General features: G+C 72.2%; 21 protein-coding genes and 1 pseudogene. 9 read left to right on the forward strand and 13 right to left on the reverse strand.

The genetic code is table 11. The features are described 5' to 3' along the window. Window positions 1–58 precede the first annotated feature (58 nt). Window positions 59–574, forward strand: a complete 516-nt coding sequence (locus AB0I82_RS29845; protein WP_363260503.1) for an ATP-binding protein — start codon at window positions 59–61, stop codon at window positions 572–574. On the opposite strand, the gene AB0I82_RS29850 is transcribed toward AB0I82_RS29845, so the two are convergent. The 3 genes from AB0I82_RS29850 to AB0I82_RS29860 all read right to left on the reverse strand — a co-directional run bounded on the left by AB0I82_RS29850 (window position 474) and on the right by AB0I82_RS29860 (window position 4,257). Continuing rightward, complete coding sequence (locus AB0I82_RS29850; RefSeq protein WP_363260504.1) at window positions 474–1,178, reverse strand: response regulator transcription factor; 705 nt, start codon at window positions 1,176–1,178, stop codon at window positions 474–476. The genes AB0I82_RS29845 and AB0I82_RS29850 overlap by 101 nt on opposite strands. Then, the gene (locus AB0I82_RS29855) at window positions 1,175–2,491 is read right to left on the reverse strand and encodes a PspC domain-containing protein (RefSeq protein ID WP_363260505.1); all 1,317 of its coding nucleotides are present in this window, start codon (window positions 2,489–2,491) and stop codon (window positions 1,175–1,177) included. The genes AB0I82_RS29850 and AB0I82_RS29855 overlap by 4 nt, the downstream gene beginning before the upstream one ends. A gap of 65 nt (window positions 2,492–2,556) precedes the next feature. Then, window positions 2,557–4,257, reverse strand: coding sequence for a serine/threonine-protein kinase (locus tag AB0I82_RS29860; protein WP_363260506.1), 1,701 nt, complete (start codon window positions 4,255–4,257; stop codon window positions 2,557–2,559). Between the two features lie 166 nt (window positions 4,258–4,423). Here AB0I82_RS29860 and AB0I82_RS29865 point away from each other — a divergent pair, with 166 nt between their 5' ends. Next, window positions 4,424–5,914 (forward strand): PspC domain-containing protein, encoded by a 1,491-nt coding sequence (locus AB0I82_RS29865; protein ID WP_363260507.1) that lies wholly within the window; start codon window positions 4,424–4,426, stop codon window positions 5,912–5,914. Further along, entirely contained in the window at window positions 5,901–6,143 is a 243-nt protein-coding gene (locus tag AB0I82_RS29870; protein ID WP_363260508.1) for a hypothetical protein, read from the forward strand. Before AB0I82_RS29865 ends, AB0I82_RS29870 begins: the two co-directional genes overlap by 14 nt. A gap of 6 nt (window positions 6,144–6,149) precedes the next feature. On the opposite strand, the gene AB0I82_RS29875 is transcribed toward AB0I82_RS29870, so the two are convergent. The 6 genes and pseudogenes from AB0I82_RS29875 to guaA all read right to left on the reverse strand — a co-directional run bounded on the left by AB0I82_RS29875 (window position 6,150) and on the right by guaA (window position 12,523). Beyond that, complete coding sequence (locus AB0I82_RS29875) at window positions 6,150–6,668, reverse strand: DoxX family membrane protein (RefSeq protein ID WP_363260715.1); 519 nt, start codon at window positions 6,666–6,668, stop codon at window positions 6,150–6,152. A 185-nt stretch (window positions 6,669–6,853) separates the two neighbouring features. Further along, window positions 6,854–8,170, reverse strand: a complete 1,317-nt coding sequence (locus AB0I82_RS29880) for a hypothetical protein (protein WP_363260509.1) — start codon at window positions 8,168–8,170, stop codon at window positions 6,854–6,856. Window positions 8,171–8,322: 152 nt separating this feature from the next. Then, window positions 8,323–9,114, reverse strand: a pseudogene (locus AB0I82_RS29885) (class II aldolase/adducin family protein); the annotation flags it as partial. A gap of 117 nt (window positions 9,115–9,231) precedes the next feature. Beyond that, window positions 9,232–10,116, reverse strand: a complete 885-nt coding sequence (locus AB0I82_RS29890; RefSeq protein WP_363260510.1) for a 2-hydroxy-3-oxopropionate reductase — start codon at window positions 10,114–10,116, stop codon at window positions 9,232–9,234. An 82-nt stretch (window positions 10,117–10,198) separates the two neighbouring features. Then, entirely contained in the window at window positions 10,199–10,813 is a 615-nt protein-coding gene (locus tag AB0I82_RS29895) for a Uma2 family endonuclease (RefSeq protein ID WP_363260511.1), read from the reverse strand. Window positions 10,814–10,936: 123 nt separating this feature from the next. Then, window positions 10,937–12,523: a glutamine-hydrolyzing GMP synthase gene (gene guaA / locus AB0I82_RS29900; protein WP_363260512.1), complete on the reverse strand. Its 1,587-nt coding sequence runs from the start codon at window positions 12,521–12,523 to the stop codon at window positions 10,937–10,939. Between the two features lie 300 nt (window positions 12,524–12,823). On the opposite strand from guaA, the gene AB0I82_RS29905 reads away from it, so the two are divergent. After that, window positions 12,824–13,135: a chorismate mutase gene (locus AB0I82_RS29905; protein WP_363260716.1), complete on the forward strand. Its 312-nt coding sequence runs from the start codon at window positions 12,824–12,826 to the stop codon at window positions 13,133–13,135. A 723-nt stretch (window positions 13,136–13,858) separates the two neighbouring features. After that, complete coding sequence (locus AB0I82_RS29910) at window positions 13,859–14,920, forward strand: LAETG motif-containing sortase-dependent surface protein (protein WP_363260513.1); 1,062 nt, start codon at window positions 13,859–13,861, stop codon at window positions 14,918–14,920. A gap of 73 nt (window positions 14,921–14,993) precedes the next feature. Here the strand turns inward: AB0I82_RS29910 and AB0I82_RS29915 are convergent, their stop codons facing one another. The 3 genes from AB0I82_RS29915 to AB0I82_RS29925 form a co-directional block, all read right to left on the reverse strand. Further along, complete coding sequence (locus AB0I82_RS29915) at window positions 14,994–16,817, reverse strand: GMC family oxidoreductase (RefSeq protein ID WP_363260514.1); 1,824 nt, start codon at window positions 16,815–16,817, stop codon at window positions 14,994–14,996. A gap of 35 nt (window positions 16,818–16,852) precedes the next feature. Next, on the reverse strand, window positions 16,853–18,475 hold the full coding sequence (locus AB0I82_RS29920) for a succinic semialdehyde dehydrogenase (protein ID WP_363260515.1): 1,623 nt from the start codon (window positions 18,473–18,475) through the stop codon (window positions 16,853–16,855). Between the two features lie 128 nt (window positions 18,476–18,603). Next, window positions 18,604–20,253: a serine/threonine-protein kinase gene (locus AB0I82_RS29925; RefSeq protein WP_363260516.1), complete on the reverse strand. Its 1,650-nt coding sequence runs from the start codon at window positions 20,251–20,253 to the stop codon at window positions 18,604–18,606. Window positions 20,254–20,394: 141 nt separating this feature from the next. On the opposite strand from AB0I82_RS29925, the gene AB0I82_RS29930 reads away from it, so the two are divergent. The 4 genes from AB0I82_RS29930 to AB0I82_RS29945 all read left to right on the forward strand — a co-directional run bounded on the left by AB0I82_RS29930 (window position 20,395) and on the right by AB0I82_RS29945 (window position 24,173). Continuing rightward, window positions 20,395–20,871, forward strand: a complete 477-nt coding sequence (locus AB0I82_RS29930; protein ID WP_363260517.1) for a hypothetical protein — start codon at window positions 20,395–20,397, stop codon at window positions 20,869–20,871. 105 nt (window positions 20,872–20,976) lie between these two features. Then, complete coding sequence (locus tag AB0I82_RS29935; RefSeq protein ID WP_363260518.1) at window positions 20,977–21,981, forward strand: hypothetical protein; 1,005 nt, start codon at window positions 20,977–20,979, stop codon at window positions 21,979–21,981. 258 nt (window positions 21,982–22,239) lie between these two features. After that, window positions 22,240–22,893, forward strand: coding sequence for a response regulator transcription factor (locus tag AB0I82_RS29940; RefSeq protein WP_363260519.1), 654 nt, complete (start codon window positions 22,240–22,242; stop codon window positions 22,891–22,893). Continuing rightward, window positions 22,890–24,173 (forward strand): histidine kinase, encoded by a 1,284-nt coding sequence (locus tag AB0I82_RS29945; RefSeq protein WP_363260520.1) that lies wholly within the window; start codon window positions 22,890–22,892, stop codon window positions 24,171–24,173. The genes AB0I82_RS29940 and AB0I82_RS29945 overlap by 4 nt, the downstream gene beginning before the upstream one ends. A gap of 135 nt (window positions 24,174–24,308) precedes the next feature. On the opposite strand, the gene AB0I82_RS29950 is transcribed toward AB0I82_RS29945, so the two are convergent. After that, on the reverse strand, window positions 24,309–24,683 hold the full coding sequence (locus AB0I82_RS29950; RefSeq protein WP_363260521.1) for an STAS domain-containing protein: 375 nt from the start codon (window positions 24,681–24,683) through the stop codon (window positions 24,309–24,311). Window positions 24,684–25,063: the final 380 nt, after the last annotated feature.

Below are 25,063 nucleotides of genomic sequence, written 5' to 3' on the forward strand. Positions count from 1 at the left end.
GCGGCGGTACCCGGTCCGTCACTCCCCAAGGCTATGACCAGGCGGTCACTCTGCGGCTATGACAGACGGAACACCTCAAGACATCGAGTGGCGTTTGCCGCGGAGCGCACGGAGTGTCGGGAGGGCGCGTACACTGCTCGCCGCACAGGCGCGGTCGTGGAAGGTACCCGACGAAATCGCGGACACCGCCGTCCTGTTGCTCAGCGAGCTGATGACCAACGCGTGCCGGCACGCCCACGTCTCCCCCGGCCGCGAGCTGCGCGCCCGAGCGCTCGTACGGGACGGCCGGCTCCGGGTCGAGGTCGCCGACGCCAGCAGCGAGCCACCGCGGCCACGAGTCGCCGGGCCCGGCGACGAGTCGGGCCGCGGCCTCGCCCTCGTAGAGGCGCTCGCGGACGCGTGGGGCAGCGAGCCCCGCCCGTACCGGATCGGCAAGATCACCTGGTGCGAACTCCGGCTGCCCTCTGACGAAGTCAGATCAGGCGGCGGGCCGTTGCCCAGCGGGTCAACTCATGCCGGTTGGAGAGCTGGAGCTTGCGGAGGACCGCCGAGACGTGGGACTCGACCGTCTTGACGGAAATGAAGAGCTGCTTGGCGATCTCCTTGTACGCGTACCCGCGCGCGATCAAACGCAGTACCTCGCGCTCGCGCTGCGTGAGGCGGTCCAGGTCCTCATCGACCGGCGGGGCGTCCGTGTTGGCGAACGCGTCGAGGACGAAACCCGCCAGGCGGGGCGAGAACACCGCGTCGCCTTCCTTGACGCGGAAGATCGCGTCCACGAGGTCCGTACCCGTGATCGTCTTGGTGACATAGCCGCGCGCGCCGCCGCGGATGACGCCGATGACGTCCTCGGCCGCGTCGGAGACCGACAGGGCGAGGAAGCGGACGGGGCAGTCGGGGTCGGCCATGAGGGACGCACACCGGCGCAGGACCTCGACGCCGCCGCCTCCGGGGAGGTGCACGTCCAGCAGGACCACCTCGGGGCGCGTGGCCGTGATGACCGTGACCGCCTGGTCGACATCCGCGGCCTCACCGACCACCTCGACGCCGGTCGAATCGGTCTGGCCGATCTCGGCCTGGACGCCGGTACGGAACATCCGGTGGTCGTCGACGAGGACCACCCGCGCCCGCCGGGCCGCCCCCTCGCCGCTCCCCTGTAGTGCTTCCGTCGCGCTCATTCCGCGGCCGCCCTCTCCATTTCCAGTTCCACTTCCGTGCCCCCGTCCGGCGCCGAGCGCAGCCGCGCCGTACCGCCGTTCCGCTGCATGCGGCCGATGATGGACTCCCGTACGCCCATCCGGTCCGCCGGCGCCGCGTCCGGGTCGAAGCCCGGCCCCCGGTCGCGTACGGACACGAACACCGTCCGGCCCTCCACCTCGGCGAAGACCTGCACCGCGCCGCCGCTGCCACCGTACTTGGCCGCGTTCACCATCGCCTCGCGCGCGGCCTGCAGCTGGGCGCCCAGCTTCTCGTCCAGCGCGCAGTCGCCGACGATCACGACCTCGATCGGCACGCCGTGCGCGTCCTCGACCTCCGCCGCCGCCTTCCGTACGGCGTCCGCCAGCCGGTCCGGCTCCTCGCTCTCCTCCTTGCCGCGCCCCTCCGGCTTGTACAGCCAGGCGCGCAGCTCGCGCTCCTGCGCGCGGGCGAGGCGGGCCACCTCCCGGGGGTCGTCGGCGCTGCGCTGGATGAGCGTGAGGGTGTGCAGTACGGAATCGTGGACGTGCGCCGCGACCTCGGCCCGCTCCTGCGCGCGGATGCGCATCAGGCGCTCCTCGGAGAGGTCCTGCGTCATGCGGACCAGGTACGGGCCCGCGAGCAGCGCGATGCCGACGACGACGGCGAGCGCGGCCTGCAGTACCGAGCCGAGGTTCCGGACGGAGCCCTGGAGGATCACGATGGCGGTGACGCCGATGCCGACCAGGAGGACGCCCGCCGCGCCGCGTACGACGGGGAGCACGCCCTTGCGGCGGCCGATCTCCAGCCACTGGGCGCGGCGGGCGTTGTCGGCCTGCCGCCAGACCAGGGCGACGCCCGCGCCGATCAGCAGGACCGGCCAGAGGTAGGCGCTGGCGCGGCCGAGCTGGAACTGCGAGGCGAGGAACGACGCGCCGACGACCAGCGCGATCAGGGCGAAGATCTGGCCCTTGTCGAGGCGACGGAAGCGGCGGCGCCGGCCCTCGGGGGCGGCGCCCTCGGAGGCGTACGGGCTGTACGCCGGGTACCGGTGGGTGTCCACGCCGCCGACCCCGAGGGGAACGAAGAACCAGAACGCGGCATACAGGAGCGCGCCCATCCCCTGCGCCACGAAGAGGGCGAGGAAGACGATCCGTACCCAGGAGACGGGCAGCCCCAGGTGACCGGCCAGGCCGCGGGCGACGCCGCCGAGGAGCCGGCCGTCGGCGCTGCGGTACAGGCGGCGCGGGGGCGCGTCGGCGGGGTCGGGCGCCGGGGCGTAAGGGCCCTCGGCACGGGGCGGAACGGTCGTCATGCCCCCGATCGTCACATGAGGACGGATGTCCGGGCATCAGGGTCGACCCTGATCGACCCCTGACGTCACTGTTGCTTGTTGATCTCGCGGAAGCCGTCCCGGGCCACCTGGAAGACCTGCTGGTACTTCGGCCACTGGTCCTTGGGCGCCGACAGGTAGATCGCGTACTCGTTCTCGCCCTCCTTGCCGAAGCCGAGGTCGATGGCGCGGAAGTCGCGCACCCGGCCCTTGAAGGTGAACTCCCAGATCGCCGCCGGCTGCCCCTGGAACAGGGTGTCCTGCAGCCGCAGCCGCTCATACCCCTCCGACTTGCTCTGCAGCTGCTGCTCGACCTGCTCGAAGTGGCGGACGTGGTTCGAACTGGCGAAGTTCAGGACGCTGACCTTCAGGCCGGCGAGGCCGGTGGGGGCCAGATAGTCGACCTCGTTGCGCTCCGGCATGTACTTGCGGGTCCAGCCGTTCGGCACGGGGAAGGAGACGCCGAACTCCTTCTCGGTGACGAGGTGGTAGCCCACCGGGACCTTCGGCTTCGGCGGGTTCGGCTTGTCCGCGCCGTCGTCGGCTCCGGAGGCGGTGGCGGAGGGCTTGGCGTCCGGGACCGCTCGGACTCCACCGCCGTCCCCGAGGAAGTGCAGCACCCCGGCCGCGACCGCGCCCGCGGCCACCACGCCCAGCGCGCTCCACAGGACGACACGCAGCGGGCGGCGACGGGCGGCGGGGGCCAGGACGCCGACGGGGACCTGGCTGGTGACGGCGGTGTCACGCGGGGCGGGGGTGGGGGTGGGAGCGGGAGCGGGGACGGGAGCCGGAGCGGGGACGGGAGGAAGGCGGTCGGCGCCGGTGCCGGTGCTCGTACTCGTACCGGTGGCCCCGGTCTCCCCGGTGTCCCGCCAGCCGCCCGTCGTCAGGAGTTCCGTCGCGGCCTCGGAGGCGGGCGCGCGGAGGGTGCGCTCGACGGTCTCGGCCGTGGGGCGGTCCGCGGGCTCCTTGGCGAGCAGCGCCTCGATGAGGGGCGTGAGGGGCCCGGCGTTGCGGGGCGGGAGCAGCGGGTCCATGGCGATCGCGTACGCCGTCTCGACCGCGGTGTTCTTGCGGAACGGCGGCCGGCCCTCGACCGCCTGGTACAGCGTCGCGCCCAGCGCCCACAGGTCGGAGGCGGGGCCCGGGGTGCCGCCCTTGACACGCTCGGGGGCCAAGTAGTCGATGGAGCCGACCAGTTCGCCGGTCTTGGTGAGGGTGGACGTACCGCTGGCCACCGCGATCCCGAAGTCGGTGAGCACCACCCGGCCGTCGTCGCCGAGCAGGACGTTGCCGGGCTTGACGTCGCGGTGCAGGACGCCGGCCGCGTGCGCGGCGCGCAGGGCGGCGATCATGCCGCGGCCGATGCGCGCCGCCTCGTCCGGCGGCACGCCGCCGCCGGAGAGCGCGGCCTCCTTGATGACGTCCCCGAGGGTCACGGAGGGGACGTACTCCATGACGATGCAGGGCAGGCCCGCGTCGTCGACGACATCGTGCACGCCGACGACGTTGGAGTGGTTGATGCGGGCCGCGGCCTGGGCCTCGCGGCGGGTGCGTTCGTTACGGGTGGCCAGCTCGTCCGGCTCCAGCTGGAGCGAGGCGGCGTGCAGGCGCTTGACGGCGACCTGGCGGCCCAGCAGTTCGTCCTGGGCCCGCCACACGGTGCCCATGCCGCCCTGGCCTATGCGTTCGAGCAGGCGGTACCGCCCGGCGATCAGCCGACCCTCGTCCACCGCAGCCTCCGACACCGCACGCCCTCCGGCTCCCCCGTAACCCGTCAGAGAACAACGATAGTCAACAGAGCCACACCTGTTACCGGCCGGTCGTCGCCGCGCCCGGGATCTCCGGGATCTCAGGGTCCGGCCAGGGTTGTCACTGATGCCCGATGCGGATTCCGCTTGTCACCATGGGCGCATGAACGATGCTTCGCCGTCCGGACCGCCGCAGGGCGCGACCGCCGATGCCCCTCCCCTGCCGCCGCCCGCGCCGCCGCTGCGGCGCAGCCGGCGGCAGAAGGTGGTGGCCGGGGTGTGCGGCGGGCTGGGGCGGCACTGGGACCTGGATCCGGTGATCTTCCGCATCGTGCTCGCCGTGCTGGCCGTGAGCAGCGGCATCGGCCTCATCGTGTACGGCTTCGCCTGGCTGCTGATCCCGATGGAGGGCGAGGAGGAGAACGAGGGGCGGCGGCTGCTGTCCGGGCGGGTCGAGGGCACGGCGCTGACCGCGATCCTCGTCGCGCTGGTCGGCTGCGGGCTCTTCCTGTCGGTACTGGGCCGGGGCGACGGCCTGGCGTTCACGCTCATGCTCGCGCTCGCGGTGGCCGGCTCGGCGTACTGGTCGAAGCAGCGGCGGACCGCGGCGCACGGTGCGGGGCCGGTGGACGCGGCGACCGCGCAGGCCGTCGCGGACGCGCCGCCCGAGACCCAGGCGCCGCCCGCGCCCGGCAGCCCTTCGTGGTGGCGGGATCCGCTGACGAAGGACGGCGCTGGGGCGGGTACGTCGGCGGGCGGGCGTACGGGGTATCTGTGGGGGCCTGCTGACACGCAGTCGTACGAAACGGCGTCATCGTACGAAGGGGCGTCGTCGTACGAAGGGGCGGCAGCCGGTGCGTACGACAGGGCCGGTGCGTACGACAGGAACGGCGCCCCGGGGCGCAGCGCAGCGCCTCGACGGCCCGTGCGGGCGCGGTCGATCGGCGGGCTGACGTTCCTGCTGGCGCTGGTGGCGGGCACGGTGGCCGCGACGCCGTCCTGGCACGGCGGCTCGCTGCCCGCGAGCCTGCAGGCGGGGCTGGCGGCCGCGCTGGTGGTCTTCGGGCTCGGCATGGTGCTCAGCGCGTGGCTGGGCCGGACCGGCGGCGGCACGGTCTTCATGGTCGTACTCACCGCCCTGCTCCTCGGCGCGACCGCCGTCCTGCCGCGCAACATCACCACCGACTGGGACTCCCGTACGTGGCCCCCGTCGACCGCGGCGGAAGTCCGGCCGTCCTACGAACTGGGCGCGGGCCACGGCCACCTGGACCTCAGCGGGCTGCGCCTGAAGGACGGGCAGACGGTCCGGACGCGCGCCGAGGTGGGCGCCGGGCTGCTGCGGGTGACGGTGCCGGACGGGGTACGGACGCGGGTACGGGTCGATGTCGGGCTCGGCGACATCCGGCTGCCCGGCGAGGCGGTCGACGACATCGACGTTGCCCCCGACCGGGCGCGCACCGTCACGCTGCCCGCGCACGGCCTGAAGAAGGGCGAGCGGCCGCACGGCACGCTGGACCTGCGGCTGGAAGTGGGGCTCGGGCAGGCGGAGGTGAGTTACGTGGGGGCGACACCGGAGGTACCGGCCAAGCCGGAGGCACCGGCGAAGCCGGAAGCGCCCGGACGTGAGGAGGTGGCCGACCGTGCTGCGGCATGAGTTCCAGCCCGCCCGGCTCGTCACGGGCCTGACCGCGCTCGGCATCGGCGGCGTCTACGTACTGGACACCGCCGGCCGGGTCGACGTGCCCGGCGCGTGGCCGCTGATCGCGCTCCCCGCCGGTCTCTTCCTCTCGGGCGGCGTCTCGGCGCTGTACGGCCTGGCCCGCCGCCGGAAGCGCAGGCGGCTGCCGCCACCCGAGGAGGGCGGGGCCGCCGTCAGCCGATGACCGGGCTCAGCCGATGAGCCGGCGGCCGAAGCGGCGGCGGCGCTTGGCGTAGAGCGCGTCGAGGGAGAAGTACGGCGTGCCGGCCAGGATCAGCGGCAGCCAGGCCATGAGGTACGCCAGGTCGTTGCCGAAGTAGTACGGCGTCGCCGCCCAGCTGACGGTCAGCCAGAAGCTCAGCGAGATCAGCGCGCCGCCGGTCGCCGCGAGCCGGCCGAGGAGGCCGAGCAGTATGCCGATGCCGACCGCCAGCTCGCCCGCCGCGATGATGTAGCCGAAGACCGCCGGGCTGTTCAGCGCCAGGTCGACCAGTTGCGGCACCCCGGCGGAGTCCCGGTTCTGCCGCATCAGCTCGCCGATCGAGCCGGTGCCGGAGGCCGCGAAGAACCCCGGCTCGGTGAGCTTGTCGAGGCCCGCGTAGACGAAGGTCACGCCGAGGAAGATCCGCAGCGGCAGCAGCGCGTACCGGCCCAGTGTCGCGCGCAGTCCCACCGGGCCCGCATCGCCGCCGGTCCCTCCGTGGCCCATCGCGAGTGGGCTTCCTCTGTGCACCATGGTGTCCTCCCGCCTCTGTGCCGCCGCCCGGCGCGGACGATTCTGCCCACGGTCTGCCCACGGGCGGGCGTTCGAAGACTGATACGGGCCGGACGTCACAGAACATTCAACGGAAGCGGGCGGCACCAGGATGCGCTCCGAATGATCGGAGACGCGCGTCACTCCTGGATGAACAGCGGATACGCGGCGGATTCGACGCCCGCGGCCGTGATGACGCGGACCTCGGCGCGGCCCGGCTCCACGTCGGCCGGTACCGGAACGACCAGCACGTCGTCCGCCGGGTTCGCGAAGCCGCCCGGGACCGGCACCAGCGGGACGTGGACGTCGACATCGCCGATGCGGACGACCGTACGGGCCAGCCGGTGCGGCGGCTGCGCGCCCGGCGGGACGAAGCCGGTGCCGCGGATCTCGATGTCGTCGCCGGTGCGGACCGGCCCGTCCAGGCCGCCGAACTCCCGGGCCCGTACGACGGAGAGCACGACCGGGCGGGCGCCCTCCGCGTACTTGCCCGCCAGGTACGTCGCCGCGCTGACCGCGGCCAGCGCCACCAGCCCCCATGGGAGGTCCGGGAGGCGGTCCGGTTCGGTGCCGAGGCGGACCGCGGCGAAGACCACGGCGACCGTGTTGAGCAGGACGTACTGCGCGTCCGCGAAGCTGCCGCGGCCGGCGTCGTCGGTCAGCAGGTCCCCGGCGCACGGGTACGCGGCGGGCACCTTCTGCTGCCGCCCGGCGGCGAGGCGTACGGCCACCAGCCGGGCCGCGACGGCCGCCGCCGCGCAGGCCAGCGCCACGACGGCGAGCAGCCCGGCGCCCCGCGAGAGTTCGAGCCCGGCCAGCAGGCGGCGGCGCGCGTCGGCGTCCGGGGCCAGCGCCAGCCGGGCCGCGAACATCAGTACCGCCCAGACGACGGGCAGCAGCCACGCGGCGGCGACCGTGCGGGAGGTGGACAGGCGGCTGTCCGCGCCGGTGACGGGCGCGAGGAGGCCGCCGTGGGCGCGATGCCGCCAGGCGAGCGCGGTGAGCAGCGCGGCCAGGACGACGGCCGCGGCCAGTGCCGCGGTACGGGCGTCGGTCCAGCCCGCGCCGATCGCGGTGAGCGCCTGCCCGATGAGCAGCGCGGCGACGGTGCCCCAGAGCACGAGCGGGGTGCGGCGCCAGAGCGTCTCGCGGCGGGCGCGGCCTTCGGCGGCGGCGCGTTCGGCGACCGTGCGGGCCGACTGGGCCAGCTCGTCGGAGATCCACTGGCGGGCCGCGCCGGCGGAGTGCGCGAGCGCGGCCGGTACGCCGTGCCCCGCGGCGAAGTCCTCCCGCAGCGCGAGGAACGCGGCGACCGCCTTCCGGTGCCCGCTCCGGGCCCCGTCCGGGCAGTCCCCGCAGCCGCACCCGCCCCGGCCCCCCGCGGCCTCCCTTTCCGTACTCGTACTCGCACTCCTACTCGTACGGGTATCCGCCCCTGCTCCCGCCGCCGCGTCCACCGACACTTCCGTACCGCCCGCTACCCGTAGTCGCCGTGCACCGCTCCCTGATGGCAGCGATGGCTGCGCATTGTGCCGAGGTGGCGGGGCGGGCGCCAACCGCGCTGTTCCGGGGCGTGCGGGCGGGGGCCTTCCGGCACCGGCCGGGGCGGTCAGCCGAACAACTCCGGCTCCTCGCGGCTGATCTGCTGGAACAGCGGCTGATAGTTGATCCACGCCACCAGGTCGCTGCCGAGCTGCTCGCGGGTGCGGAGCGCGTCGCCGTGCTCGATGAGTACGGGCTTGCCCGCGGCCTTCGCGGTGAGCTGCACCTGGCAGGACCGTTCCATCGTGAGGAACCACCAGGCCGCGGCGTCCACGGAGTCGCCGACCGTCAGCAGCCCGTGGTTGCGCAGGATCACCGCCTTGCGCGGCCCGAGGGCCGCCGCGATCCGCGCGCCCTCCGCCTCGTCCACGACGACGCCCGTGTACTCGTCGAACAGCGCATGGTCCTCGTAGAACGCGCAGACATCCTGCGTGATCGGCTCCAGCGGCTCGCCGAGCGCGGCCAGCGCCCGGCCGTACGTGGAGTGGCTGTGCGCCGCGGCGACGACGTCCGGGCGGGCGGCGTGGATCTGCGCGTGGATCGCGAACGCGGCCTGGTTGACGTGGTGGCGGCCGTCGACGACCTGCCCCGCGCGGTTGACGAGGATGAGGTCGCTGACGGTGATGTGCCGGAAGGACATCCCGAAGGGATTCACCCAGAAGCAGTCGGTGAACTCCGGGTCCCGGGCGGTGATGTGGCCCGCCACGCCCTCCTCGAAGCCGTACCGGCCGAAGAGCCGCAGCGCCGCGGCGAGCCGCTCCTTGCGGTACCGGCGCTCCTCCTCGACGGTCGCGTGCGTCGGCGGCATCGCGAACTGGAGCTGGTCGGTGGGTATCGGCGTCGGCTCGGGCATGGCGGTTCTCCTCTTCGTACGCGTGCCTACCTGTGGCTCGCAGGGAAGCTACGCCGCGGTAGGTGAAGAGGCCAGTGGGAGCGGTCAGTGAGAACGGTCAATGAGAGCGGTCAGTGAGAGCGGTCAGTTCTCTTCCTGGCCGCTCATCAGGCGGACGCCGCGGAGCAGCGCCGAGTGGTCCAGGTCGCCGTCGCCGCGGGCCACGGCCGAGGCGATGAGCTGGGCCGCGGTGGCGCCGACGGGCAGCGTCGCGCCGACCGTGCGGGCGGCGTCCGTGACGATGCCCATGTCCTTGTGGTGCAGGGCGAGCTTGAAGCCGGGGCGGTAGTCGCCCTCGAGGAAGTTCGCCTTCTTGCGGGTCAGTACGGCCGAGCCGGCGAGCCCGCCGTTCAGCACCTCCAGCGCGGCTTCCAGGTCCACGCCGGACTTCTCCAGGAAGCCGACGGCCTCCGCGCACGCCTGGATGTTGATCGCGACGATCAGCTGGTTGGCGGCCTTGACGGTCTGCCCGGCGCCGTGCGGGCCGCAGTGCACGATGGTCTTGCCCATGGCTTCCAGTACGGGCTTCGCCGCGTCGAAGTCCGCGGCCTCGCCGCCGACCATGATCGACAGCACGCCCTCGATGGCACCGGCCTCACCACCGGACACGGGCGCGTCCAGCACCCGCACGCCGTGCTCCTTGGCGCGCGCGGCCAGATCGATCGACGTCTGCGGCGTGATCGACGACATGTCGATCAGCAGCGCGCCGTCCTTGGCGTTCGCGAGGATCCCGTCGTCCCCGTACGCGACCTCTTCCACCTGCGGCGACGCGGGCACCATCGTGATGACCACGTCGGCCCCCCGCACCGCCTCGGCAATGCTCCCGGCCTCCGTACCGCCCGCCTCGACCAGCGCACCGGCCTTCCCGGGGCTGCGATTCCACCCACGGACGGTGTGCCCGGCCTTCGCCAGATTGACCGCCATCGGGCTCCCCATGATCCCGAGTCCGATGAAACCGATGGTGCTCATTGCGCGTGCCCCACTTACTTCCACGTGACGGATTCCGACTATCGTATGGCGGAATCCATTTTCCGTTGCGGGGCGGGTGACGTCAATGGCCGCGCCTCTTCAGCGCAGTGAGATCGATGTCGATCGGGAACGGGACGGTCACCTTGAGCCGGTTGTGATAGATACCGGTGGTCGCGTACGACTTGGTGGCAGGATCGAGCTCATAGACGTAGACGACCGGGAAGCCGTTGCTCTTCTCCACCCGCCAGAAATGCGGCACACCCGCTGCGGCGTACTTGCGCGGCTTGACCTCGCGATCACGCTCCTGGGAATCGGGCGAGACGACCTCAACGGCCAAGACGACGTCCTCGGGCCGGTACCAGGTCTGCTCGTCCTCGTCGTCGACTCCCGCCAGGCGGTAGACCACGATGTCGGGTTCCGGCTGATTCTTGTCATCCAGCCGCACCGCCATCTCCCGCTCGACCTCCAAGTCGTCCGGGAGCTGCGGCAGCAAGGCGTTCTCCAGCAGTCGCATGGTCCTCGTGTGAAACCGGCGCTGTGGACTCATGAAGACGAGGCTCCCGTCGATCAACTCCGTGTGCGGAGGGAGATTCGGAAGCCGGTCGAGATCGTCCGCTGTCCAGCCGCCCGGGGGCGGGACGGGCCAGTTGTACTGCTCGTCCTGCTCATCCAGCCCGTACTCGCGTGCGGCGCTCATGGTTGCTCCCATGCGACGGAGTCTCGCGTGTGCCCTCAGCGTACCCACCGGAAACGGCGACGCCGCCGCCCAAACGAATGAGCGACGGCGTTGGCGTTGACCGGGAGTGTGCCTACAGCAAGGTCACTCCCACTCGATCGTGCCCGGGGGCTTGCTCGTGACGTCGAGGACGACGCGGTTGACGTCCTTGACCTCATTGGTGATGCGGGTGGAGATGCGGCCCAGGACGTCGTACGGCATGCGGGTCCAGTCCGCCGTCATCGCGTCCTCGGAGGAGACGGGACGGAGGACGATCGGGTGGCCGTACGTGCGGCCGTCGCCCTGGACGCCCACCGAGCGGACGTCGGCCAGCAGAACCACCGGGCACTGCCAGATCTCGCGGTCCAGGCCCGCCGCGGTGAGCTCCTCGCGGGCGATCGCGTCGGCCTCGCGGAGGAGGTCCAGGCGGTCCTTCGTGACCTCGCCGACGATGCGGATGCCGAGGCCGGGGCCGGGGAACGGCTGGCGCTGGACGATCTCCTCGGGCAGCCCCAGCTCGGCGCCGACCATCCGGACCTCGTCCTTGAAGAGCTGACGGAGGGGCTCGATCAGCTTGAATTCGAGGTCTTCCGGCAGGCCGCCGACGTTGTGGTGGGACTTGATGTTGGCCGTGCCCGTGCCGCCGCCGGACTCGACGATGTCCGGGTACAGCGTGCCCTGGACCAGGAACTCCACCGGCTCACCCGCGGCGCCGGCCTCGGCGATGATCTCGGCCTGGGCCTGCTCGAAGACCCGGATGAACTCGCGGCCGATGATCTTCCGCTTCTCCTCGGGGTCGGAGACCCCGGCAAGCGCGGAGAGGAAACGCTCGGCCGCGTCGACGACCTTGAGCTGCACGCCCGTCGCCGCGACGAAGTCCTTCTCGACCTGCTCGGTCTCGTCCTTGCGCATCAGACCGTGGTCGACGTACACGCAGGTGAGCTGGTCACCGATGGCCTTCTGGACGAGCGCAGCGGCGACCGCGGAGTCCACACCACCGGACAGGCCGCAGATCGCACGCTTCGTGCCGACCTGCTCGCGGATCGCGGAGACCTGCTCCTCGATGATGTTGCCCATCGTCCAGTTGGGCTCGATGCCGGCGCCGCGGTAGAGGAAGTGCTCCAGTACCTGCTGGCCGTGCGTGCTGTGCATCACCTCGGGGTGGTACTGCACGCCGTACAGCTTCTTCTCGTCGTTCTCGAACGCGGCCACCGGCACGACGTCCGTGGAGGCCGTGACCGTGAAGCCCTCGGGCGCGGCGGAGCAGGCGTCGCCGTGCGACATCCACACCGACTGCTCGGCCGGGGTGCCCTCGAAGAGCGTGGAGCTGGTCTTGGAGACGGCGAGCGAGGTACGGCCGTACTCACGCGCACCGGTGTTGTCCACCGTGCCGCCGAGCTTCACGGCCATCAGCTGGAAGCCGTAGCACATGCCGAAGACGGGAACGCCGGCCTCGAACAGGGCGCGATCGAGGCTGGGGGCACCTTCCTCGTACACCGACGACGGGCCGCCGGAGAGAATGATCGCCGCGGGGTTCTTCGCGAGCATCTCCTCGACCGGCATGGTCGAGGGCACGATCTCGCTGTAGATCCGCGCTTCGCGGACCCGGCGGGCGATGAGCTGGGCATACTGCGCGCCGAAGTCGACAACGAGGACGACATCCGGGGCGGCGGCGGGGGGCGCTGCTGACACTTCGGCGGCCTTCCGGCGGTGGTGGTGCGATGGGGTTGGACTTTCGATTCTACCGGGCACATACTGGGCCCCATGTTCACGCAGCTGACCTTCGTCTTTACCTATGGCACCGGCCCGTCCGGCTGCCATGGTCGCGCTGCATGAACCGCTGATCACAGCGACAAGCGACTTCCCAGCCGCCCCGGGCCGTACAAGGCCCGGGGCGGCTGATGTTTCCCCTCCGGGCGGTGCGATTCCGGGGCCATGAGATCGATTCGAACCCTGAAGATCCTCAGAGCCCAGGAGACGGACATGAGCGACATGAGCAACAACACGGCCGGCAGCACGACCACCAAGCCCCGCCCGGAGACCGGTGCGCGTACCGAGGAGGCCGCCGCTCTGATCGGCGACGCGCGCCGGCGGATCGACGATCTCGACGGCCGGATCATCGGGCTCGTACAGGAACGGATGGCCGTCTCGGCCGTGATCCAGAAAGAGCGGATCGCCTCGGGCGGGCGCCGGGTGAGCCTCTCCCGCGAGATGGAGGTCCTGGAGCACTTCCGCGACCAGCTGGGGCGGCCCGGCACCGCGCTGGCGATGACGCTGCTGGAGCTGTGCCGCGGGCGCATCTGAGTTCGGGCGGCGCCACCCGTACGAGGTCCGGCGCTGCGCCTCACCCGTACGGACCGTGACCGGGCGGCGCGGGGCTTCGTTGTTCCCGGTGCCACGTCAGCCAGGCGCGGCCTGCAGGACTACGCGTAGACGCCGCCCCGTGGGCGGGAACGCCGAAGCGATGAGACGCCGTCCGGGTTGAAGCGGACGGCGCCGTGGGACCTCGCTGCGGTGCTGTGGCCGGTCGGCAGGGGACAGCAGCCCGGCCACATCCGATGGGGCGGTCGGCCCCGGGGACGCCTGGGGCCGACCGCATCCGGTCGAAACGGTTGCGCCGGATGTGGCGCATCCAGCACGATGCATGAAGAGCCGATTACCTCGCATCGAGGCGGCTTCTGGTACTGCCATTGGTCTACACCAGCAGAGGTCCAGGACCCGTAGAGCCTCATAGGCGTCCTCCCCCCGGGCGCCTTCCTTCGGCACCGTCGCTGCCCTGACGACGGCGCCGAGCAGCAAGGGCCCCGCGGTCGCCCGCACCCCCCTCGCGGACGGCACCCCGGGGCCCTTCGCTCTGTCCGGAGACGCCGGTCCGCAGATATGTGCAATCCCGTGTGCAACCTTTGCGCCAGTTGGCTGGTCATGTACGTGTAAACGCACGGCCATACCGCGCCCCACCGCGACGGCCCGCTACCGCTTTCGTGCCGCCCCCCTCGGCACTCCGGACCCCGAAGAGGTCTTGACACGATGAAGCTTCGCCGTGCACTGACGGCTGCCGCCGCGACGGCCGTCATCGCTCCCGCCGCGCTCATGGCGGCCTCCGCCGCGCATGCCGAGGACCCGTCGTCGGCGCAGGTGTCCACGACGACGGAGACGACGGCCCCGCCGACCGACCCCGCCGACCCCGGTGACACCGGTGGCACCAGCGGCGGCTCCGGCGAGGACACCGGCCAGAGCCCCGCGCCCTCGGAGAGCGCCCCGACGGACCCGTCCACCGACGAGCCGCCGACGGACGAGCCCGCGCCCAGCACCTCGGCTCCGGACGAGGAGTCCCCCAAGGACCCGACCGAGGACCCGACCGAGGAGCCCTCCGCCACCCCGCCGACCACGCCCTCCGATGAGCCCACCGAGCCCGCGGAGTGCGAGAACCCGTCGGACGAGGCGGCGATCACCACCACCCTGCGCGGCCTGCCCAGCAAGATCGTGGCCGGGTCGGGCTGGCACAACCTCACCTTCCGCACCACGAACGTCTCCGAGCAGACGATGAAGTCCGCCGACGCCTACGTCATGCTGTCGGCCATCGACAACGAGGACTTCGACGACGTCTCGCACCTGCTGACCGTGCAGTGGTACGACGAGGACGCCGGCACCTGGCAGAACGTCGACGAGTACGGCTACTTCGCCTCCGTCGCCGACCTCGCGCCCGGTGAGTACGCCGACGCCAAGCTGCGTCTGAAGGTCGATGCCAAGACGCCGGGCAGCTACGGTTTCGCCTTCGCGATCGGCGCGTACCAGAACGAGGACAACGACTGCGGTTACTCCGAGGGGTCGGAGTACGAGTTCGACATCCTGGTCGCGGGCAGCGACACCGGCACCGTGCCGCCGGCCAAGCCGCAGCCGAGCGACAAGAAGCCGAGCAAGCCCGCGCCGCAGGGCGGCATGAAGGAGCTGCCGGTCACCGGGAAGCTCGCCGAGACCGGTTCGTCCTCGGCGCTGCCGACGATTGCGGCGGTTGCCGGGGTCACGATGGCCGTGGGTGCGGGGGCGATCTTCGTTGTGCGTCGCCGTAAGACGGATGCTGTCGCGTAACGCCGGTTGAGCTGTGAGGGGCCGCGCCTGGGTTGCCGGGTGCGGCCCCTCGTCGTGCCGGTCAAAGATGTCCTCAATCGCCGGACGGGCTCAATTTGGGCACCTTCGGTACTGGGACGAAGGGCAGCTTCAGGGCCGCGAAAGCCTTTTCCGGGACCGCCGGGTGCTTCGGCTCGACCGGGGAGAGTCGCGCGTACGGGCGGCCCTGGGCCGGGCGCGGGTCCCCTTCGCCCTTGTTCGGCCAGAGGGACATGGCGCGTTCGGCCTGGGCCGTGATGGTCAGGGACGGGTTGACGCCCAGGTTCGCGGAGACCGCCGAGCCGTCGACGACGGAGATGCCGGGGTGGCCGTACAGACGGTGGTACGGGTCGATGACGCCGTGGTCCGCGTCCTCGCCGATCGGGCAGCCGCCGAGGAAGTGCGCGGTCAGCGGGGTGCCCATCAGCTCGCCGACGTTGCTGCCGGGGAAGCCGTTGATGTCCTCGGCGATCAGCGTGGCGGCCTGGGCGGCGGCCGGAATCTGCGCGGGGTTGGGCGCACCGTGGCCCTGGCGGGCCGTGAGCAGGCCCTTTCCGATGCCGCCCGGCTTGCGGTACGTGGTCAGGGAGTTGTCCAGGGACTGCATGACCAGGCCGATGATGGTCCGCTCCGACCAGCGGCGGTTGGAGAGGGAGCGGAGCGAGAGCACGGGGTGGCGCGCGGACTTGGCGAGGAAGCCGAGGACGCGGGCCGCGGCGCCGTCCCGTACGGGGACCTGGAAGAGCGAGAGGCCGCCCATCGCGTTGGAGCCCTTGCCGTAGCGGACCGGTTCGATGTGGGTGTCGGCGTCCGGGTGGATGGAGGACGTGATCGCCACGCCGCGGGTGAAGTCGACCTTCTTCTCGCCGGTCTTCTTGCGGTAGCGGCGGTTGTCGGTGAGGGCGCCCACCAGCGCCTCGGAGTTGGTACGGGTCAGCTCGCCCAGCTTGGGCGAGAGGTGGGGCAGCAGGCCGGTGTCCTTCATCTTGTGGAGGAGGGTCTGGGTGCCGTACGTGCCTGCGGCGATCACGACCCGGCGGGCGGTGAAGGTGCGGCCCTTGCCCTTGCGCTTGTCGTCGGTGGGGAGGGTCTTGACCGCGAAGCCGCCGCGGGAGTCCTCGGTGAGAGCGACGACGGAGGTCATCGGGTGGATGACCGCGCCGGCCTTCTCGGCGAGGTGGAGGTAGTTCTCGGTGAGGGTGTTCTTCGCGCCGTGCCGGCAGCCGGTCATGCACTCGCCGCACTCGGAGCACGCCTTGCGGGACGGGCCCGCGCCGCCGAAGTACGGGTCGGGCACCTCGCCGCCGGGCGCCGCCTTCGTCGTGCCGTCGGCGTCCTTGCCGTCGCCGAAGAAGACGCCGACCGGCGCCATGTGGAAGGTGTCGCCCACGCCCATCTTCTCGGCGGCGGCCTTGAGGTGGACGTCGGAGGGGGTCAGGGTCGGGTTCAGGCGTACGCCGAGCATGCGCTGGGCCTGGTCGTAGTACGGCTTGAGCTCGTCCTGCCAGTCGGTGATGTGGCCCCACTGCTGGTCGTCGAAGAACTGCTTGGGCGGGACGTAGAGGGTGTTGGCGTAGTTGAGGGAGCCGCCGCCGACGCCGGCGCCTGCCAGGACCATGACATTTCCGAGCAGGTGGACGCGCTGGATGCCGTAGCAGCCGAGGGCCGGGGCCCAGAGGTAGTTGCGGATGTCCCAGGAGTTCTTGGGCAGCGTCTCGCGGGTGAAGCGGCGGCCGGCCTCCAGCACGCCGACGCGGTAGCCCTTTTCGGTGAGGCGGAGGGCGGATACGGAGCCGCCGAAGCCGCTGCCGATGACTAGGACGTCGTAGTCGTAGGCGTCCGCGGGGTCCTGGTTTTGGGCAGAGTTCTCCTGCGGCATCGGCGCTCCTGGGGTGCGGTCGGGGCTGGGGACGGTCAGCGGAGGCGGAAGGCCTTCATCGCCTTGAGGCTGAGGGTCATGAAGGCGGCGTACTTTTCGTCGTCCATGCCGAAGGACGGGGCCAGGGGCATGACGCGCTGGTGGGCGACGGTCTGGGCCTCGGTGTACTTGAGGATGCCCTCGGAGCCGTGGCGGCGGCCGAGGCCGGAGTCACCCATGCCGCCCATCGGGGACTGGACGCTGCCGTAGCCCGCCGCGTAGGACTCGTTGACGTTGGCGGTGCCGGTGTTCAGCCGGGCGGCGACGGCGCGGCCGCGGCGGCCGTCCTTGGTCCAGACGCTGGAATTCAGGCCGTAGGGGGTGGAGTTGGCGAGGCTGATCGCTTCTTCCTCGTCGCTGAAGCGGTAGAGGGAGACGACCGGGCCGAAGGTCTCCTCGTTGCAGACGGCCATCGGGGCCTGGACGCCGTCGAGGACGGTGGGCTCGTAGAAGAGCGGGCCGATGTCCGGGCGCGGCCTGCCGCCCGTGAGCAGCTTGGCGCCCTTGGCGACGGCCTCCTCGACGTGCCGGATGACGGTCTCCAGCTGGCGCTCGCCGACGAGGGAGCCCATGTCGGCGCCGTACGCGAGGGCGTTGCCCAGCCGCATGGCCTTCACGCGGGCCACGAAGCGCTCGGCGAACTCGTCGGCGATGGACTCGTGGACGTACAGCCGCTCGATGGAGATGCACAGCTGGCCCGCGGAGGAGAAGCAGCCGCGGACGGCGCCGGTGGCGGCCTTGTCGATGTCCGCGTCGTGCAGCACCAGCATGGCGTTCTTGCCGCCGAGTTCGAGGGAGCAGCCGACGAGGCGGGCCGCGGCGCCCTGGGCGACCTCGCGGCCGGTGCGGGTGGAGCCGGTGAAGGAGACGTAGTCGGCGTGCTTGACGACCTCGGGGCCGACGACCGGGCCGTCGCCGAGCACGACCTGCCAGACCTCCGGCGGCAGGCCCGCCTCGATCAGCTGCTCGCGCGCCCACAGGGCGGTCAGCGCGGTCTCGGTGTCGGGCTTCATCACGACGGCGTTGCCCGCGACGAAGGCGGGGAGCGCGTCGCCGACGGAGAGCTCGAAGGGGTAGTTCCAGGGGGCGATCTGGCCCACCACGCCCTTGGGCTTGCGCAGTTCGGTGACCTTGGTGAGGGTCGGCACGACGCCGGTGTGACCCCTGGGCTTGAGGTACGCGGGAGCCTTGCGGCCGTAGTGGCGGGCGGCGACGGCAACCGCCTGGATCTCCTCGTGCGCGTGCAGCCGGGCCTTGCCGGTCTCCAGCTGGATGAGGTCCAGCACCTCGGCCTGGCGCTGCAGTACGAGGTCGTGGAAGCGGAGCAGGATCGCGGCGCGCTTGCGTACCGGGGTGGCCGCCCACTGGCGCTGGGCCACGCGGGCCCGCTCGAAGGCGTCGGCGACGTCCTCGGGAGTGGATTCGGGCAGCTCGGCGAGGACCTCGCCGGTGAACGGCGTGTGGTTCGCCGTACTGCCGCTGCCGACCACGCCACGGGTGAGGCGGGCGACCAGGTCCTTGGTGACCACGTCGGCGGCCGTACGGCTGCCCGCGGCGGCGGAGGCGACCGGGTTGCCGTCGGCGGGGGCGGTCTGTGCGGTGTCCAGCGAGTCCGTCATGGCGCCGAGGGTATGCCTCCGGACACACTTTGTGTACCCGGGAGTAATGAGTTTTCACCGGCTGCCCACAATTACGCCAGTGATCACTGGCCAGGAAGCAGCTGTACAGGGGTTTCGTACAGCGGCGATTAGTCGGCAGCGGGCGGCCGCAGCACCCGGAACGTGGCCAGCGCGGTGTCGAAGTGTCGTTTCGCCACGGTCCGGTCGCCGGCCGGCGCGGAGATCCACACGTCGTACATCCGGCCCCCCTCGTCCCAGCTGAGGTCGTAGGTGCGGCGCGGGCCGCCGTCCTCGGGCCCGCCGTCCCAGGTGAACTCCCACAGGGCCGCACGATGGCCGCCGTGGGTGGTCGCGGTGACCTTGCCGTTCCGGTAACCCCGGTAATTCTGCGGTCCGTTGATGTGCGCGTCGCGCATCGTGCCCAGCGGTCCGCCCGGCTGCAGCGGCTGCACATGGATGCCCAGCCGGAACTGCCGGCCGGTCGAGTAGTAGTACACCCGCGGCTTCTCGTAGGAGCGGGTGAACCCGTCCGGTACGGCGAGGGCGAAGCCCTGCGGGTCGCGGACGGTGGTGTACCCGGCCGGGACGGTGGGCTTGGGCGTGGGCGTGGGCGCGGGTGTGGCAGTACCGTCCTGACCTGGGCTCTCGGACGCCGTCGGGGTCGGGCGCGGGGAGCGCGTGGCAGGCGCCTTGCCGTCGTCCGCGCCCCGCCCGTTCAGGACCAGCGCGGCGATCCCGGCGCCCGCGGCGGCCAGCGCCAGCGCGGCCGTCACGGCGAGGAGTACGTTGCGCACGTTCCGGGTGCGTCCGGTGTGCGGGCGCGCGGCGGCGGCCAGCGCCCGGCCGTCGAGCGCGTCCCGGAGCGGCGCGGGCTGCCGGGCGGGTCCGGTGAGTAAGGGCGGCCGCTCCTCGGGGCCGATCTCGGCGCCCGGCTCCGGCATCCGGCCGGTCTGGAGGTAGCCGCGCAGCAGCCGCTCGGTGGCCGCGACGGTCAGCCGGCGCTCCGTGTCCCGCCGCAGCAGCCCGGCGACGACCGTGTACAGCGGCCGGGCCGCCTCGGGGATGCGGATGTCGTCGGAGACGACGGCGTGCAGCACGCCCCCGATGGAGTCACGGTGGAAGGGCGTCTCGCCGCCGCTCAGCACCGCGCACAGCAGCACCCCGAGGGACCACAGGTCGCCCTCGGGACCGGTGGCGCGGCCCGCCATCCGCTCGGGCGCGGTGTACTCGGGCGAGCCGACGAACGCGCCGCTCTCGGTCAGCGTCGTGGCGCCCGGCACCTGCGCGATACCGAAGTCGGTGAGGACCACCCGGCCCGTGCCCGCCTCCAGCAGCACGTTGGCGGGCTTGATGTCGCGGTGCAGGACGCCTCTGGTGTGCGCCACGCGCAGCGCGCCGAGCAGCGCGACGCCGATCCGGGCCGCCTCGCGCGGTGCCAGCGGTCCCCCGCTCGCCAGCCGGTCGGCCAGCGAACCGCCGTCCACCAGCTCCATGACCAGCCACGGGCGCTCGTCCTGCATCACCACGTCGTGCACGACGATCACGTTCGGATGCTTGATCTGCGCGACCGTACGGGCCTCCCGCAGCATCCGCTCGCGCTGTACGGAGGTGTCGGCGTCGTCCCGGTCGTCGTCGAGGTTCAGCTCCTTGACCGCGACCTGCCGGCCCAGCAGTTCATCGGTGGCCCGCCAGACCGTGCCCATGCCGCCGCGCCCCAGCCTCCCGTCCAGCCGGTACCGGCCGGCGATCAAGCGGCCGTGTCCCCCGAAGCTCCCCATGGAGGCCATCTTGCCCCACGATCACCGAAGCGGAAGGAGCGGGCAGCCGCCCCCGCCCCTGCGGCCGCACGGCCTCGCCCCCTGTCGCCGCATGGGGCCACCCCCTGTCGCCGCACGGGGCCGGAGTGATCAACTGTCGCTATGGAGGCAGTTGTTACCAGCGTGGTGGCCGTGGTCGGCACGCTCCTCGGGGCCGGCATCACCCACTTCTTCCAGCGCCAGGAGACCGAACGCAGCCACGCCCTCGCGCGCGACGAGAAGCTGCGGCAGGAACGCATCGACGCCTACTGCGCGTTCGCGGGCACGCTGCTGGACTACCGCCGCGTACTGGTCCACCGGTGGTTCGTCGTGCACGAGGACGACGGGGCGCGGTGCGACGAGGACACACCGGAGCTGCGCGAGGAGCAGTACAAGACGCGGTACGCCGCGCACGAGGCGATGTTCCGGGCCCAGATGGTCAGCGACGACGCCGAAGTGGTGGAGCTGACCGAACGGCTGCTGGCGGATGTGACGCAATTGCACTGGGTGGAAGACCGGGACGAACTCACCGAACTCCGCGCCCGCACCCGTCAGGAGATCCGCGACTTCGTCACGGCGGTCGCGCGACGGGTGCGCTGAACGAGGCCCGAGGGGCCCGGGGGCAGGCGACACACAGGGGTGGAACCTCCGCCCGTACGCCCGCCGTCCTTGAACAATGACAGGTACGGCGATCGGGGGTCGGTCATGGTGATGCAGGACGGCGGGCTGCTCGATGTGCGGCCGGGCGCCGATCCCGGCCGGGCGGCGCCCGAACACAGCGGTGCCTACCTCGCGGCCGGACTGGCCCTCGGGCTGTACGCGGGCGCGCTCGTCGCCTGGGTGGTGACCGGCGTGGCCGACGCCCGGGTCGGCCCGCTGGACTTCGTCGAGGGACTCTTCAACCCGCTCGCGGGCCCGGTGGGCGCGCTGGGACCGCAGGAATGGGCGCTCGCCGTGGCGCTGACGGCCGTGGCCGCGGCCGCGCTGGCGCAGCGCACCCTCGCCCGCCCGGCCGCCCTGCTGCTCGCCTGCCTCGTACTGGCCCGCTCGCTCCGTGAGGGCATCGGACTGCTGCACCCGGACTACCGCTCCGCGTACAGCTTCGAGGCGATGGGCGGCTGGACGCTCGCCACCCACGTACTCGGCCTGCTGGCCGGGGCGGTCGTACTGTGCGTCCTCCTCCCGGCGCGCACGGAGCCGGGACCGGCCGCCGCGGCCTGGTGGCGCGGGCGGCTCTCCCGGATCTGCGGGGTGCTGTTCCTGCTGGCCGGGCTGGTCCAGGCGGCCTGGACGGTGCGGCTGCTGACCGACGGCACGAAGGGGGCCGGGGCCTGGCTGGCGGGCGCCGTGGACGCGGCCGTGCTCCCCTCGGCGGACGCACCGGTCACCGGCCCCGGCTTCGCCGCGCTCGCCGCCATCGCCGGCTGGCTGGTGATCGGCGCGCTGGCACTGAGCGGGCGGCGGGACATGCGCGGCGCGCTGCTGGCCTTCGCCGCGGTGCAGCTCTACCTCACCGTGCGGACGGTGGTGGGGTACGCGGTCACCGACGCCTTCAGCGCCGGGACGCGCAGCGCAGAGGGAACGCTGGACCTGGCCACCACCGCGTACTTACTGGCCGCGATGACCTCCGTACTGGTACTCACCACGGGGCGGGCGTTCAGCCCGAGCCAGGGCACCACGCACTCCTGGGCGCGCACCCGGCCGGAATGAGGGACGCGACACCGGCGCGCCGCATTCCGTACGGAAACACCACAGGCGGCCGTCGCGTGTGGGGGTCGCGGCGGCCGCCGGTGTGAGCTGCACCGCGTGGACGGCTTGTGGCCTCTTCAGTGGTGCAGCATGAAGAGCACTCTGCCCGCGGGTGCCGTCCCGCGGCATCCTCCGCAGGTCGCGTGCGGACCCCCGCCCGACGGCGGGGGTGGCACCCGCCGCGCGGAGTCGGTACGGCACGACAGGAAGGGGCGACCGGTGATCCGTGTCGCTGTGGTGGACGACGAGCGGCTGGTGCGGTCCGGGCTGCGGATGATCCTGGGGACGGCGCCGGACGTCGAGATGGTCGCGGACTGCAGCGGCGCGACGGCCGTGGAGACGGTCCGGCGCAGCGCGGCGGAGGTCGTGCTGCTCGACATCCGGATGCCGGACGTCGACGGTCTGACCGTACTCCGCGGCCTGCGCGCCGCCCCGGAGCCCCCCGCCATCGCCATGCTGACCACCTTCGACGCACAGGAGTACCTGACCGCCGCGCTCCGCGAGGGCGCGTCCGGCTTCCTGCTCAAGGACTCCGACCCCGAGCAGCTCATCCGCGCGGTCCGCACCCTCGCGGCGGGCGGCAGCGTGCTCGACCCCGGCGTCACCCGCGCCGTCATCGGCGGCTACCTCAACGCCGAGACACAGGCGGCGGCCGCCGAGGCCGTACGCGCCCTGACACCACGGGAGTCGGAGGTACTGGCGCTGCTCGGCGAGGGCCTGGGCAACGCGCAGATAGCCGCCCGGATGGGCCTCGCGCCCAGTACGGTCAAGGACCACGTGAGCGCCCTGCTGGGCAAGCTCGGCGGCATCAACCGGGTACAGGCGGCAATCGTCGCGGACCGGGCGGGGCTGGTCGCGGGGGGTCCCAGATGAACCGGCCCCCGGCCTCCGCGCGGACGGAGACGGCCCCGACCGGGACGGCTCCTGCGGCGGGCGCGGCGTCGGAGGCGGCCGCGGCGGACGCGGGGCGGACGCCGACGGCCTCTCCTCCGCCGACCGGCACCCGCGCGGCCCGGCTGCGGCAGCGCGCCGTCCTCCTCGTCCCCACCCTGCTCGGCATCGCCGACTCCTTCCTCGTCAACGACATCGACCAGCCGCTGGAACTGAGCGTTTCACTGCTCGCCGCGTTCGCGCTGCTGCTGCGCCGCCGGCTGCCCCTCACGGTCTTCCTGGCCACCCTGCCCGGCCTGTACATCGGCTACATCTGGTTCGCGCCGATGATCGCCCTCTACACCGTCGCCGCGCTGCGGCCGGGCCGCGCCCGCCTCGGTACGTGCGCGTTCTTCCTGATCGCCGCGCACTTCTTCCCGTACCCCATCTCCGACTGGGAGGCGACGGCGTACCGCGAGAACACCCTGGTACTGATCGACGCGTCGGTCACCTCGGCCGGGCCGATCGGCCTGGGCCTGCTGGTCCGCACCCGGCGCGAGCTGGCGGCGCGGGTCGCGGAGCTCACCCGCAGCCTGGAGCGCGAGGACCGGCTGATCGCCGACCGGGTACTGGCCACGGAGCGGGCCCGGCTGGCCCGCGAGATGCACGACGTGGTCGCCCACCAGGTCAGCCTGATCAGCCTGCAGGCCGGGGCGCTGCAGGTGGCCTCGGAGGACGCCGCGGCGCGGGAGGGGGCGCGGACCATCCGGCAGCTGTCGGTACGGACGCTGGAGGAGCTGCGGCACATGGTCGGCATCCTGCGCGCCGCGGGTGGCGGCCCGCGCGAGACGCCGGACGAGGCGGCGCAGTCGGACCTCGCGCCCCAGCCGGACCTGGCCGAACTGCCGCGGCTGATCGAGATGTCGGCGCTGGACGTGACGTACGAGAACGGCGTGGCCGGGGACGCGCCCACGGACCGCACCGTGGAGCGGGCGGCGTTCCGCACGGTGCAGGAGGCGCTGACCAACGTCCGCAAGCATGCGCCGGGGGCGCGGGTCCGCGTCCGCGTCGCCCAGCCGCACGCGGCGGACGCGGGCCTCCTGGTGGAGGTACGAAACGGCCCCCCGGACGCGGGCGCGGACGCCCCTGCGCTCCCCGGCGGCGGCCACGGCCTGGTGGGCCTGCGCGAACGAGCCCAGAGCCTGGGCGGCACGCTGGAGGCGAGGCCCACACGGGACGGGGGGTTCGTGGTGCGGGCGGAGTTTCCTCGGAGGGCGGGGTGAGGGGGGCTGGCGAGCAGGCGGCGGCCGTTGTCAGACCCTCCCGCTACTGTGTTGAGAAGGGGACCTCGCACCCCCCATGGGGGAGAAGAGGCGGGGGAAACGGTACGGCGGAAGCGAAAGGCGACAGGGGCGAGCTCAAGCCGACAGCGGCGCCGCCGCCTCGTCCACCGCCGTGGCCACGTCCGGGTACACCTCGAAGAGGCGGCGCACGCCGAGGGCCGCGAGTACGCGGTTCACGTGCGAGCCGTCGACCGCGCCCTGGGCCGGCAGGATCAGCCGCAGCCGTCCCTGGCACGAGCGCATCAGGCGGCGCGCGGCGATCAGTACGCCGACGCCGCTGGAATCGCAGAACTGCACGCCCGACAGGTCGAGCACCACACTGCGGCGCCCCTCGGCGACCGCGTCGTGCACGTGCTGGCGCACCGAGGGGGACGTGACCAGATCCATTTCACCGGACACCTGCAGGACCGCCCACCGGCCCTGCTCGTCTTCTGCCACCTTCAACGTCACGCGCTCGAAGCCTTTCGCTCGCTTTCGGACCGGACGCCTCCGGAGGCCATCCGGAACGCACCCTTCCCCGCATCGGCTGCCCGGCCTCGCTCCCCTGAAACTCGTAAGAATTCCACGCGCAACAGGCTGCCAGTACCCAGGCTATGCCCTGGATCATCGGCTTTTCTCTCCGCACCCGGTCACACACGAATAACGTGCGGGCAAAAACGGGCATGAACGGTCTGTATCAGTCGAGTTCTAACCGGGAGGCCAATCAGAAAGTGACGGGACCTATACCATCCGCAGTCGCCGTACGGCTCGTTTTGCCGTAAAGGAAGGTGCGCCGGCGGACCGGAGCACTACATTCGATGGCACGGTGGACGCACTGCGAACGCACAACG

The sequence above is a fragment of the Streptomyces sp. NPDC050315 genome (assembly GCF_040655775.1).
Lineage (GTDB): Bacteria > Actinomycetota > Actinomycetes > Streptomycetales > Streptomycetaceae > Streptomyces.

Excerpts from the sequence above, each read along its gene's own strand:
- AB0I82_RS29865 (WP_363260507.1), top strand. The coding sequence starts at position 4,424 with ATGAACGATGCTTCGCCGTCCGGACCGCCGCAGGGCGCGACCGCCGAT.
- AB0I82_RS29875 (WP_363260715.1), bottom strand. The coding sequence starts at position 6,668 with ATGGGCCACGGAGGGACCGGCGGCGATGCGGGCCCGGTGGGACTGCGC.
- AB0I82_RS29890 (WP_363260510.1), bottom strand. The coding sequence starts at position 10,116 with ATGAGCACCATCGGTTTCATCGGACTCGGGATCATGGGGAGCCCGATG.
- AB0I82_RS29930 (WP_363260517.1), top strand. The coding sequence starts at position 20,395 with ATGGAGGCAGTTGTTACCAGCGTGGTGGCCGTGGTCGGCACGCTCCTC.
- AB0I82_RS29935 (WP_363260518.1), top strand. The coding sequence starts at position 20,977 with ATGGTGATGCAGGACGGCGGGCTGCTCGATGTGCGGCCGGGCGCCGAT.
- AB0I82_RS29855 (WP_363260505.1), bottom strand. The coding sequence starts at position 2,491 with ATGACGACCGTTCCGCCCCGTGCCGAGGGCCCTTACGCCCCGGCGCCC.
- AB0I82_RS29910 (WP_363260513.1), top strand. The coding sequence starts at position 13,859 with ATGAAGCTTCGCCGTGCACTGACGGCTGCCGCCGCGACGGCCGTCATC.
- AB0I82_RS29945 (WP_363260520.1), top strand. The coding sequence starts at position 22,890 with ATGAACCGGCCCCCGGCCTCCGCGCGGACGGAGACGGCCCCGACCGGG.
- AB0I82_RS29920 (WP_363260515.1), bottom strand. The coding sequence starts at position 18,475 with ATGACGGACTCGCTGGACACCGCACAGACCGCCCCCGCCGACGGCAAC.
- AB0I82_RS29925 (WP_363260516.1), bottom strand. The coding sequence starts at position 20,253 with ATGGGGAGCTTCGGGGGACACGGCCGCTTGATCGCCGGCCGGTACCGG.
- AB0I82_RS29845 (WP_363260503.1), top strand. The coding sequence starts at position 59 with ATGACAGACGGAACACCTCAAGACATCGAGTGGCGTTTGCCGCGGAGC.
- AB0I82_RS29850 (WP_363260504.1), bottom strand. The coding sequence starts at position 1,178 with ATGAGCGCGACGGAAGCACTACAGGGGAGCGGCGAGGGGGCGGCCCGG.
- AB0I82_RS29905 (WP_363260716.1), top strand. The coding sequence starts at position 12,824 with ATGAGCAACAACACGGCCGGCAGCACGACCACCAAGCCCCGCCCGGAG.
- AB0I82_RS29915 (WP_363260514.1), bottom strand. The coding sequence starts at position 16,817 with ATGCCGCAGGAGAACTCTGCCCAAAACCAGGACCCCGCGGACGCCTAC.
- AB0I82_RS29895 (WP_363260511.1), bottom strand. The coding sequence starts at position 10,813 with ATGAGCGCCGCACGCGAGTACGGGCTGGATGAGCAGGACGAGCAGTAC.